The 12225-nt window shown below is 59.4% G+C and carries 9 protein-coding genes; 7 read left to right on the top strand and 2 right to left on the bottom strand.

Features of this window, described 5'->3' with window-relative positions; translation table 11 throughout:
- Window positions 1-237: 237 nt before the first annotated feature.
- From B5D61_RS14700 to B5D61_RS14670, 6 genes are all read left to right on the top strand, one after another.
- A complete protein-coding gene (locus B5D61_RS14700) occupies window positions 238-879 on the top strand; it encodes an LON peptidase substrate-binding domain-containing protein (RefSeq protein WP_078814140.1) in 642 nt (213 codons plus the stop codon).
- A gap of 245 nt (window positions 880-1124) precedes the next feature.
- Entirely contained in the window at window positions 1125-1367 is a 243-nt protein-coding gene (rpmE, locus tag B5D61_RS14695) for a 50S ribosomal protein L31 (RefSeq protein WP_078814139.1), read from the top strand.
- 246 nt (window positions 1368-1613) lie between these two features.
- Window positions 1614-2690 (top strand): peptide chain release factor 1, encoded by a 1077-nt coding sequence (gene prfA, locus B5D61_RS14690; RefSeq protein ID WP_078814138.1) that lies wholly within the window; start codon window positions 1614-1616, stop codon window positions 2688-2690.
- Between the two features lie 343 nt (window positions 2691-3033).
- A complete protein-coding gene (locus tag B5D61_RS14685; protein WP_078814137.1) occupies window positions 3034-4596 on the top strand; it encodes a PhoH family protein in 1563 nt (520 codons plus the stop codon).
- Window positions 4597-4834: 238 nt separating this feature from the next.
- Complete coding sequence (locus tag B5D61_RS14680; protein ID WP_078814241.1) at window positions 4835-5128, top strand: EF-hand domain-containing protein; 294 nt, start codon at window positions 4835-4837, stop codon at window positions 5126-5128.
- Between the two features lie 429 nt (window positions 5129-5557).
- Window positions 5558-7894 carry a PSD1 and planctomycete cytochrome C domain-containing protein gene (locus B5D61_RS14670; RefSeq protein ID WP_078814135.1) on the top strand — a complete coding sequence of 779 codons (2337 nt, stop codon included), beginning with the start codon at window positions 5558-5560 and terminating at the stop codon, window positions 7892-7894.
- Window positions 7895-7909: 15 nt separating this feature from the next.
- Here the strand turns inward: B5D61_RS14670 and B5D61_RS14665 are convergent, their stop codons facing one another.
- Window positions 7910-8797 carry an AraC family transcriptional regulator gene (locus B5D61_RS14665; RefSeq protein WP_078814134.1) on the bottom strand — a complete coding sequence of 296 codons (888 nt, stop codon included), beginning with the start codon at window positions 8795-8797 and terminating at the stop codon, window positions 7910-7912.
- Between the two features lie 114 nt (window positions 8798-8911).
- Here B5D61_RS14665 and B5D61_RS14660 point away from each other — a divergent pair, with 114 nt between their 5' ends.
- Complete coding sequence (locus B5D61_RS14660) at window positions 8912-9772, top strand: phosphoenolpyruvate hydrolase family protein (RefSeq protein WP_078814133.1); 861 nt, start codon at window positions 8912-8914, stop codon at window positions 9770-9772.
- Window positions 9773-10005: 233 nt separating this feature from the next.
- Here the strand turns inward: B5D61_RS14660 and B5D61_RS14655 are convergent, their stop codons facing one another.
- Entirely contained in the window at window positions 10006-12201 is a 2196-nt protein-coding gene (locus B5D61_RS14655) for a RecQ family ATP-dependent DNA helicase (RefSeq protein WP_078814132.1), read from the bottom strand.
- Window positions 12202-12225 lie beyond the last annotated feature (24 nt).

The following is a 12225-nucleotide window of genomic DNA, read 5'->3' as shown; positions in this document are numbered from 1 at the left end:
CATCCGCCACGCTCACCTCGAGCGTGGCGTTTTTGTTTTGTCGGTAGTAAAGCTATTCATCCCGCAGAGACAACCCTCCTTCCCCCTGCTCTTCTCCGCCTCTCTCCACGGCAGTAAAACCGCTTCTCGTCATCCTTGAAGCACAGATTTGTGGGAATTCTGCACAAGACAGTTTGCTCCAAGGAGTTCTTTGATGCGTAACTCTCACACCTGCCGCATTGCTCATCTCGCCACCCTATGGAAGAAACCTGCCACAATCACCCCGCTTTTCGTCTACCGGATACCATGCCGGTGATGGTGCTGGGGGATTGCTATCTGTTTCCCGGTTGCCTACTGCCACTGTTCATTTTTGAGGAACGCTACCGCCTCATGCTCGCCCATGCGCTGCGCACAGACCGTATGTTTTGCATCGGCACGCCGGAGCGCAGCACGGATAGCCGTGGAGAGCTGATTACCGTCAGCACCGCCGGGCTCATCCGCGCCTGCAAGAAACAGGAGGACGGCACCTCTCATGTCATGCTCCAGGGTATGCGCCGCATCCAGTTCACCGGCTGGCAGCAGGAGAAACCGTTCCGCCTAGCCGAGATCGAGCCCCTACCCACCGTCATCGAGACCGAGCCGGACTATGTGAACGATCTGAAACAGCGCTCTCTGGACCTCTTGCCCGATGCCGCCCACTGTGCCGGTGAGGCCATGAAGAACCTGCGTGCCGCCCTGATCAAGATCGAGTGCCCCGAGCTGGTCTGTGACATCCTTTCCTACCACTTCGTGCGTCGCCCTGCCGCCCAGCGCAGCCTGCTGGTAGAGACCGTTCTGGAGCGCCGCTATGACATCCTCCTTACCGAGCTGGAGCGTCTCCAGTCCGGGGAGTGTGGGTAGGCGGGACCTTGGTCGGTGTCTTGAGTTCGGAGCCCCGGCTTCAGCCCGACTCTTGGGGCCTCGAAGCTCTCCTCATTCCGCCTCAAGACAGGGCTCGACTCGGAGAGCGGCTCGCTCGCCCGCCTCGCGACCCTAAAAAACCCGGTTGACCCTCTGCGAGGCTGTGGCAAACTCTTAGCCCCCACGCTCCGGCGAAAGCGATCCCTGTCCCTCGTCGGTTCCACGTGGTTCATTAACCCATCCCCATGAAAGAACAAGGTCACCCAACGGTTTTCGAAACCACCATCACTTGCACCTGCGGTGCAACGTATCCTACCATCTCCACTGTGCAGAACCTGAAAATCGGTATCTGCGCCGGTTGCCACCCTTACTTCACCGGTGAGCAGCGCTTCGTGGATACCGCCGGTCGTGTGGACAAGTTCGCCCAACGCTACGGCATGGCCCGCACTCGCCGCGCGGCTCCGAAGCTCAGCGACGTCTCCGCATAGCCCTCACAGCTTCCTTTTTCCGAAAACGGTGTCTGAGCCCGCACGCTCAGCACCGTTTTTTGTTGGCCGGCTCGCCTCCGGCCATTCTCAGGCGGAAGCCAAGCTGCATGGTGCCGACATCGGGTTTGCCCGATTCTGAGGCAGGCGTGGATTTCTCCCACGCTCCCCATCACCTCCCGTGCAGGTGCTTCCATCGCTCTCGCCTCAAAGGCCGCTTTTTTCTTTTTCCTGCCCCCGCTTCAGCTCATGGATTACGCTCCCATCATCGCCACCAAACGCGCTCGCTTTCAGCTCCTGGAGGATCTGATGGGCCAGCCCGGCTTCTTTGACGATGCTAAAAAGTCCGGTGAACTGACTCGGGAACATCGCCTGCTGGGGAACCTACTGGCGAGCTGGGACGAGTATCAAAAACAACTCACCGAGCTGACGGAGAGCCAGGACATGGTGAAGTCTGGCGATGAAGAGCTGGCTGCCATGGCCGAGGCCGAGATCCCAGTTCTGCAAAAACGCATCGAGGAGCTGGAGCAGCAGGTGCAGTTCTCCATCCTACCGCCCGACCCCCTGGAAGGCCGTGATGCCCTGGTGGAAGTCCGCGCCGGCACCGGCGGGGATGAGGCCTCCCTCTTCGCCGCCGACCTCGTGCGCATGTATAGCCGCTTTGCCGAAGCTCGTGGCTGGAAGGTGGAGACGCTGGAGTCCAGCCCTTCCGACGTGGGCGGGTTTAAGGAAATCGTCATGAAAATCGCCGGGGAGGATGTCTTCCGCGTGCTGAAGTATGAGAGCGGCGTTCACCGTGTGCAGCGTGTGCCGGCTACCGAGGCCCAGGGCCGCATCCACACCTCCGCTGCCACCGTGGCCGTGCTGCCCGAGGCTGAGGAGGTGGACTTTGAACTGAAAGCCGATGAGGTCCGCATCGAGGTCTGCCGCTCCTCCGGCGCAGGCGGCCAGGGCGTGAACACCACCGACTCCGCCGTGCAGGTGCTGCACATCCCCACCGGCACCATCGTGCGCTGTCAGGATGGCCGCAGCCAAATCAAGAATAAAGAAAAAGCCCTCACCATCCTGCGCTCCCGCCTGCTGGAGAGAAAGCAGCAGGAAGAAGCGGCCAAATACTCCGCGCACCGCCGCAGCCTCATCGGCAGCGGTGGCCGTGAGGAGAAGATCCGCACCTACAACTACCCGCAGAACCGTGTCACCGATCACCGCATCGAGATGACGGTGTATAACCTGGACATGTTCATGGAAGGCCGCGTGGATCAGATCCTCGATGCCCTCCTGGCCTCCGACCTCCAAGAGCGTCTGGCCGAGGCTGGGCTGAGGTAAGTCACCGAGATCGGGTCGAGAGCCTGAGAGTTTTCGCCTGTGCTTGGAGCGCCGATGGTTTCTTTGACGGATTCTCGGCCCCACATTGAGGGGGCTTGTGAGATTTTTAGACTACCGCGGACGCCTCGTGACATCACCGTCACCACAAAGTTCTTCACAAAAAACAAAGGAATGTGAATAAATGGCTTGTTCGCTGCTGGTGTATCTGTCACCCTCACGATAAGCCCGTGATTCAAACTCTAAAATCACACTGTGGACTTGCAATTCTGGCATCCCATTTGCGCCAGAAAAAAACGCTCTCCCCCCAAAGGAAAGTCCACGCCTTAACCCTAACCCAACCCACATGGACCGCGACGACCATCCCGCCAATGTAGCCCCAACCTTCATTGAAACCCTTGATCTTGGCTCCAGTCATAGTCAGCACGTCCACCGATCTCCCAGTTTAAAAAGGCGAAAGTCTGCCTCAAGCCATCGCCACTCCCGCACCCCTGTCGGAACCAAGACTTTCATCCTTGATACCAACGTCCTTCTCCACGACCCAGCCAGCATTCACAAATTTGCCGAGCACTCCGTCTGCATCCCCGTGGATGTGCTGAGTGAGCTGGACCGCTTTAAAAACGAGATGACGGAGCGCGGTGCCAATGCCCGTGAAGTGCATCGTGCACTGATGAAAACCTTCGCGGCACCGGATGCCTCCGTGACCGATGGTGTAAAGACCCCCGGCGGCGGTAACCTCCGTGTGGTGATCTATGATCCGGAAACGGCCAAACAGATCGCCAGCGTCAAAGAGTTTGAGCGCATCTTTCCGAACATCGACAAGGTGGATCATCGCATCCTGGCCTGTGCACTCTGGCTGCGGGAGCAGATCAGCCCGCCAGTCATCCTGGTGAGCAAGGACCTCAACATGCAGCTCAAGGCCCGCGCTGTGGGCATCGAGTGCGAAGATTACCTGCATGATAAAGTGGAGCCTCGTGAGGTCTCCAACTTCGAGATCACTCGTGTGGATGTCAGCTCGCATGAGCTACAGCGCTTTGCCAGCAGTGGTAAGCTCACCCTCTCCGCCGCCCGCATTGGGGATCTCGTGGTGAATGACTACGTCCTGCTCACGGCAGGCGAGAAATCCTCCATGCCCGCCCGCATGAATGCTCAGGGTGAACTGGTGCGCCTGCTCCACACCCCGGAGTCCATCAAGGTGGGTCAGGGCCGCAGCGTGAAGCCCATGAACCTGGGCCAGGCTTGCTTGTTGGATGCTTTGTTAGACCCCGAGATCAGCCTCGTCACCTGCTACGGTCAGGCCGGCACGGGTAAGACTCTGCTCGCGGTCGCCGCTGGGCTTTCCCAGGTCTTTGGCCGCACCTACAACGGCCTCACCGTCAGCCGCCCCATCGTCGCCATGGGTCAGACCGTCGGCTTCCTACCCGGCTCGCTCCAGGAGAAAATGCGCCCCTGGCTGCAGCCTGTGTATGACGCTCTGGATTTGTTGATGCGCCCCGTGGATAACCAGCAGGGACCGCAGCGGAAGAAGAACCGCTTCTTGCCGGAAAAACCACCGGCCCAGACGGAAGCTACCGCCCCGTATGATCCGCTGATCCAGCAGGGCGTGATCGAGATCGAGGCCCTGTGCTACATCCGTGGCCGCAGCATCCCCGACCGCTTCTTCATCCTGGATGAAGCCCAGCAGCTCACCCCGCTGGAGGCCAAGACCGTGGTCACCCGCATGTCCCGTGGTTCGAAACTGGTGCTCGTCGGTGATCCCGCCCAGATTGATAATCCGTATGTGGACAGCCGCTCCAACGGCCTCGTTTACACCCGCCAGCGTATGCGCGGTCAGCCTTTCGCCGCCCACGTCCCTCTAGCCAAAGGTGAGCGTAGCCCGCTGGCTGAAGCTGGCGCAAGGCTGCTGTAAAACGGAGACGTCTATGACAGTCCCTGCGCCCCCCTTACCCGGGTGAGGTCGCAGGGACTTTTCTTTGTTGAGAGGTTTTCAGCCCCCAAGTATCCTATAAGCTCAGGGTTAACCTCGTCCCGAGCGCTTTCTAAAAAAATAGGTGAAACTGTCGGATAGGCTCCGCGTTTAATGGCGCAGATGGGTCTGTGGCTTTCCACCCCCTTCGCCAAATCAAACCGAACCAACGACAATTATCATGAAAGCGATCGCTACGATCCTATCCGTGCTGGCCCTCACCAGCCTTACCGTCACCGCTGCTGAAGAAGGTGCCAAGAAGAAGCCTAAGATGGACCCAGAAAAGGCTTTCGCCAAACTGGACGCCAACAGCGACGGCTCCGTCTCCAAAGAAGAATTCATGGCCTCCCCACAGGCCAAGAAAGACGCTGAAAAGGCTGAGAAAGCCTTTGGCGGTAAGGACAAGGACAAAGACGGCAAGCTGAGCAAAGAAGAATTCACTGCCGCTCCCAAGAAAAAGAAGAAGGCTGAATAATCCTTTTTGAAAGTGGCGCCCCAACCCGTCGCTTTCAGTCTCTGAGCCGCATCCTCCAACCAGGGTGCGGCTTTTTTTGTGGCGTTGCGCAGACCGAGCAACTGGAGCGCGAGTATGTCGGAGACTACTCGCCTAACTTTCCCAGGACATCGGAGTCCAATCCATCATCCCTTCTACTCGATACCGCAGTGGCCTTGGCCTCCGATGCACTCACCGCATCGACTAGTGGCGAGTAGCGTTCGCTTCGCTCAGCATACTCGCGCTCCGGTTGCTCGGCTTGCAAGATCGTTCGACAGGGACTGATGATCCACGAAATAGGAGCCTCCCTTTGTCGCAAACCACCCTTTTGAAAGCCGAGACTGATCTGGAACGAATTACTGGGCTTGATTGGATGGTCCTCCTCCCATCTGTTCCGCCCCATTCATCCTCATGCGTTTGCCTCTGCTTGCTCTTGTATCTCTCGCCGGCTCTGCCTTCGCGGCTGTGGATTACAGTCAGGAGATCAAGCCGCTGCTGCAGGTCCACTGCGTGAAGTGCCACGGAGCCACCACGCAAAAGGCCAAACTGCGCCTGGATACCGCTGCGGCAGCGATGCAAGGTGGTGGCCGTGGAGCCGCCATCCAGCCGGGTCAGGCCGAGGCCAGCCTGCTGCTACAGGTGGTGCAGGGCACGCACGCGGAAGTGCCGCAGATGCCGTATAAACGTGGGCCACTGGACTCCGCCCAGGTCACCCTGATCCAGCGCTGGATCGCAGAAGGTGCACACGCTCCTGCCGATGAGCAACCCAGCGATGACCGCCACTGGGCCTACATCGCTCCCGAGCGACCTACGATGCCAACCGTGAAAAGCGGTGCCACGCATCCCATTGACCGATTCATTGAAGATCGGCTCCAGCGTGAAGGCCTGGCTCTCTCCTCCCCAGCTGCACCCGAGACCCAACTGCGCCGTCTGTTCCTGGATCTCACCGGCTTGCCGCCCACGGTGGAGGACGTGCAAGCGTTTAGCCAAGGGGCAAAAACCGAGACATCCTACCAGGCCACCGTGGACAAACTCCTCGACAGCCCGCATTACGGCGAGCGCTGGGGCCGCTGGTGGCTGGACCAAGCTCGCTATGCGGATAGCAATGGCTACAGCATTGACGCGCCGCGCAGCATCTGGCCGTATCGAGATTGGGTGGTGCAGACACTGAATGCCGACATGCCGTTTGATCAATTCAGCATCGAGCAGCTCGCCGGCGATCTCCTACCTAAGCCGACCCAGAGCCAGCTCATCGCCACTGGTTTTCATCGCAACACCCAGATCAATCAAGAAGGCGGCATTGATAAAGAGCAGTTCCGCATCGAGTCCATCTTTGACCGTGTGGCCACCACCGGCACCGTCTGGCTCGGCCTCACTATCGGCTGTGCGCAGTGTCACGATCACAAATTCGATGCCATCAGCCATGAGGAATACTACCAGTTCTATGCCTTCCTGAACAACCAGGACGAACCGACACTCTCCGTTCCGGACCCGAATCTGGATAAAGCCGCCCTGGATACCGAACAAAAAGCGCTTCAAAACAAAATCACCGCCTATCTCAAGGCTCACGAAGCCGACGCCATTGCTTGGGAAAAGGAACTCTCTGCCGAAGCCAAGGCACAACTGCCAAAAGATCGCCGAGCGGCTCTCAAGAAACCGCGTGAACAACGCAGCGCCACTCAGCAACGCCTGCTCTACGCCAGCGGTCCGGGCGCTGCTGACCAGACCTTCCGCTCCTACAATGAGCGCTACATGGAAATCACCGCACTCCTAACCAAAGGCGTGACCACCATGGTGATGAAGGAACTACCCGAACCACGCAAGACCACGCTCTACATCAAGGGTGACTTCACCCGGCCCGGTGCCGAGATGAATCCAGCCGTCCCCGCTGTGCTGCATGATCTCGATCTCAAACCCACCAGTGCTCAACCCAATCGACTGGATCTGGCTCGCTGGTTGGTGCGGCGTGACAATCCCCTCACCGCGCGTGTGATCGTCAATCGTGTGTGGCAGCAATATTTCGGACGCGGTTTGGTGGAGACCGAAAACGACTTTGGCACCATGGGCAGCCTGCCTTCGCATCCTGAGCTGCTGGACTGGCTGGCGGTCGAGCTCATGGAGCATGGCTGGAGCCTCAAATACCTGCATCACCTCATCGTCACCAGCCGGACCTATCGCCAAAACTCCAGCTTCACCGCCCAGTCCGCAGGCGCTACCATCGATCCGAATAACCTTCTGCTCTGGCGGCAGAATCGCTTGCGCCTGGATGCCGAGATCGTCCGCGATGTCTGCCTCACCGCCAGCGGTTTGCTCAATGCGAAGCTGGGCGGTGCCCCCGTCTATCCACCCATCCCTGATGGCGTGCTCAGCCTCGGGCAGGTGAAGCGCACCTGGCCGCTCAGCAAGGGAGCCGACCGCTATCGGCGTGGGCTTTACACCTTCGTCTTCCGCGCCACCCCGCCCCCTGGCTTGAGTGTCTTCGATGCGCCCGATGGCTTCAGCACCTGCACCCGCCGCCTGCGCAGCAATACGCCACTGCAGGCGCTGACGCTGTTGAATGATCAGGCTTTTGTCGAGTTTGCCCAAGCTCTGGAAAAGATCGTGCAACGCGATGGCTTCGATGTCGCCTTCCAGCGCTGCACCGCACGCCAGCCCACCAACGAAGAGAAAGCCGTGCTGGCCCGCCTGAAGCCCGATGAACTCGCCCGTGTGTTACTGAATCTCGATGAGACCATCACGCGGGAATAAATCAGATTCAGCCACCTAAACGACCATCTTCGAGCGGTGCTCGCTGGGGCGCCAACCGATCCATTTTTTGAAGGTGTTGCTGAAGACGAAGGGATTTTGGTAGCCCACGGTGTTGGCCACGGTTTCCACCTTGAGATTGGTGGTGGAGAGCAGCTCACAGGCCTTGCGCATGCGCAGCCAGGTGACGTGATGCATCGGGGTGCGCCCCAGGGCTTTTCGACACAGACGACGCAGGTGCTCGGCGCTGACATGGGCTTGATAGGCCAGTTCATCCAGCGTCCAGTCCTTGCCGACATCGGCAGCCACCATTTCCCACACGCGCCAGAGACGATCATCCTGCTGCCAGGGTTGAGCGAAGCGCTCGACATAACTTTGAATGAGTTCCACCCAGTGAAACATGGCCGCTGGGCGGGCTTCGTGGGAGGCCTCCTCGATCACGCCCTCGATGGCGTTCCAGAGCGGTTGACCATGAAAGGCGGCCATGAGCGGTGAGCTGCTGTTGAGGATGGGCTTCTGCTCCGGCTGCTGCTCATAGCGCACCCAGCAGCAACGCCAGTCCCTGCCCTTCACGGCCTCGAAGGCGTTCACCATGTAGGGCGGCAGAGCCACGGCCATGCCTGCGCTGCATTTCTGCCAGCGGCCATCCACCAGCACGCGCCCCTCTCCCCCCAGACAGGCCAGGAAATAAAGTCCGCTCTGGTGCATGCGCACGATGCGGTAGGGCGCACGAGCGGTCATGATACCCGCATGGCAGATGCGGTGCGTGCGCAGGGTGGGGCACACCGGCGCACCACGCATCCAGGAGCGGCGATCCGTCTCACTGACGCGGACGACACGGAAGTCCGTGTGTTCACCGTGGGTGTGCGTTTCGGATAGTTCGAGGATGGAAGATGCTGCGTGCACAGAAGGAAGGTTTGCGGTTGTTTACCGTGGCGAATGCTTCGCTCGTTTGCCGTTGTTATCAAACGACGACAACCCACAGCCACCTTTCGCAAACAACCGCAAACCTCTACCACTATGCCCAACCCTTGGACCGGAATCGGAAATCCCTACACGAAACAGGAAGTCGTGGATCGCCTGAAAGCGACGCTGGCCAAAGGTGAGCCCATCATCGCCGCAGGCGCAGGCACGGGCATCAGCGCCAAGTTCATCGAAAAGGGCGGGGCTGACCTCATCATCATCTACAACAGCGGTCGCTACCGCATGATGGGGCACGGCAGCACCTGCGGCCTCATGGCCTACGGCGATGCGAACGCCGTCGCGATGGAGATCGGCGAATACGAGGTGCTTCCGGTGGTCAAAGAGATCCCGGTCATCTGTGGCGTGCATGCTACGGATCCGCGCCGCCGCATGTGGCACTGGCTGGGCCGGGTGAAGGAGATGGGTTTCTCAGGTGTGAACAATTTCCCCACCCACACGATCGTGGACGGTCACTTCCGTGGCGTGCTGGAGGAGACGGGCATGAGCGTGAAGAAGGAGTTTGAGATGGTCGGCCTGGCCACACGTATGGATCTTTTCAGCATCGTCTATGTGGCCACCCCGGAGGAAGCCATGGAGATGGCCAAGAACGGTGCGGACGCCATCATCGCTCACGTGGGCACCACGGTGGGCGGGAGCATCGGCGTGGTGAATGCGGTGGTGGATTGGGACTTCACGGTGAAGCGCACCCAGGAGATCATTGATGCGGCTAAGAGTGTGAACCCGAATGTTTTCACCCTCACTCACGGCGGCCCCATCAACACACCGAAGGATGTGGAATACATCCTCGGGAAGACCACCGCCGATGGCTTCGTCGGCGCCAGCAGCCTGGAGCGCATGGGCGTGGAGGACTCGCTGACCAATCTGACTCGTGAGTTTAAGCGTGTGACACGTGCGTGAGCTCTGAGCAAACAAGGCCAACCAACTCAAGACAGCCTTCAGACCCGCAGTCGGTTATCACGAAAAAGTGATCCGGTCAGATCCGTAGGCTGTCTCCGACGGGATGTGGATGAATCCAACCACTCCATCATCTCGGGATGCAGGGACAGCCCTATCCACGGCGCAGTTCGAACGTAAATCCACGCGCCAAATCTCCAACCCTGCACGACTCTCCACAGTATCAATACCACACGTTAGGCACCGTGTTTCTTGATCACCTGGATGAACTCGGGCAGGTAGGTCTGCGCTTTCTTTTCCCCCACCCCACGAATTTTCATCCCCGCTTCGAGAGAGGTGGGCTTGAGGCGGGTGAGGAACTCCAGCGTTTGATTGCTGAAGACAAGATAGGCGGGCACCCCTTCCGCCTGGGCGAGTGCATTGCGGTGGCGTTTGAGTTTTTCAAACAAGGCGTCGTCGAAGCCGAGCTCTCGCGTGGAGATTTCCGCCTCGCTGAGCTTGCGGCCCGGCTTCAGCGGGTCATTGGCCTTGGTCGCCGTGCTCGGCCACATCATCCGCACATTCTGGCCTGTCTTCATCACCTCAGCCCCCTTCGCGGTGAGGGTGACCATGGGGTATTCCCCCGTGCTGGTTTCGATGAGCTTTTGCCGCTCCATTTCGGCAAACAAGGGATGCAGCGCGTTCGTGCCCAGTTCTTTGAGCAAACCGTAGGTGCTGAGCTGATCCAGCCCGGCATCCACGATCTCTTTGGATTTACTGCCCACCAGCATCTGGATGATGCGGCCTTTGCCATAACGGCCTTCCCAGGTACCATCGGCATGACGCTGGGACATACGGGCGATGCCACTCAGGGCCTGGCGGAGCAGAGTGATCTCACTGGCCGTGCCCTCACGGGGGACCACCACGCCGCTGCGGCGGCACACATCACAGGTGCCGCAGGGTTGGCTCTCCATCTCGCCGAAGTAAGCCAGGATCTGCTGCTGACGGCAAGCGTGCTCGTTGTAGCAGAGGTCGATCATTGCCTTCAGCTTGGAGCGATCCCGCTGCTCTTTCTCACGCAGAGCCTGGACATCGAAGCGCAGATTGCGCGTCAGCACCTCCGGCTGGAGCAGGCGTGTGCCGCGGATGCGCTTGCCCGGGATGTCGAATCGCTCGATGTAACCGGCCCGTGCGAGATGACTGAGCGCGGAGCCCACGGCCATGCTGTTTTTGACTCCGGCTTTGTCCGTGATGTCATCAATGCTCAGCTCCACTTCATGCTGTTGGTTAGACCCGTTTAGCAGGGCTTGATAGACGCTTTGCAGCGTTTCGATGCCGGGGTTGTTACCATCGATGAAAAAGTCCTGCGTCTTGGTGTCTGCAAAGTTGAAAAATAGCTCGCAGTGAGACGGCTCTCCATCACGTCCGGCACGGCCAGCCTCCTGGTAATAGGCCTCGACACTGCCCGGAATGTCGAAGTGAGCGACGAAGCGCACGTCGGGCCGGTCAATGCCCATGCCAAAGGCGTTCGTTGCCACGGCGATGTCGTGCTTGCGTGAGATAAATTTATTCTGCCGCTCCTCACGCTCTTTATCATCCAGGCCGCCATGATACTCGATGGCGCGGATGCCAAATTCCCGCAGCGCATCTCCCACCTCCTCCACGCGCTTGCGGGTGGAGCAGTAAACGATGCCGGTTTTGTAATCGTGAACGATCTTTTTCAGTCGTGCATACTTCTCATCGGCCTTCTTCGTGTGCGTGATGTGCAGGCTGAGATTGGGTCGCTCAAAGCCACGGATGGTGATGAAGGGATCTCGCAGGTCCAACACCCGGCGGATGTCATCTCGCACCTCCGGTGTGGCAGTGGCGGTAAGGGCCACCACCTGGGGGCGACCCAGAGCCTCCAGCGCCTCACCTAACCGAAAGTAATCTGGGCGGAAATCATGCCCCCATTGAGAAAGGCAGTGCGCCTCATCCACAGCAAAGAGGGCGATGTCCACCTGCTGCATGGTATTGAGAAACATGCGGCTGCGGAAGCGCTCCGGGGCGACATAGACGAGCCGGTATTCCCGCCGTTTCAGGGCGGCGATGCGCTCCTGCTGCTCACTCAGGGAGAGGGTGCTGTTGATGAGGGTGGCAGGAATGCCACGCCGCTCCAGGGCGTCCACCTGATCCTTCATCAGGGCGATGAGCGGACTCACCACGATGGTGACGCCCTCCATAACCATAGCTGGGAGCTGATAACACAGAGACTTCCCCCCACCCGTGGGCATGATGACCATCGTATCTCGCCCGCTCAGGATGTTCGCCATCACCAGTTCCTGACCGTCCAGAAACTCGCGAAAGCCGAAGTATCGCTTCAGGGCTTCGCGGGCATCATGAATGGGGGTGGATTGGAGGTCTTCTTCGCTCACGGACACCCTTCCCTTGGCTGGGACAGCGTCTTTGTCCATCGGATCAGGGACCTTTTTTTCGCC

The organism is Prosthecobacter debontii, from assembly GCF_900167535.1.
Lineage (GTDB): Bacteria > Verrucomicrobiota > Verrucomicrobiia > Verrucomicrobiales > Verrucomicrobiaceae > Prosthecobacter > Prosthecobacter debontii.
Note: the sequence above shows the minus strand (reverse complement) of the source record. Positions and strands in the feature narration are given on the sequence as shown.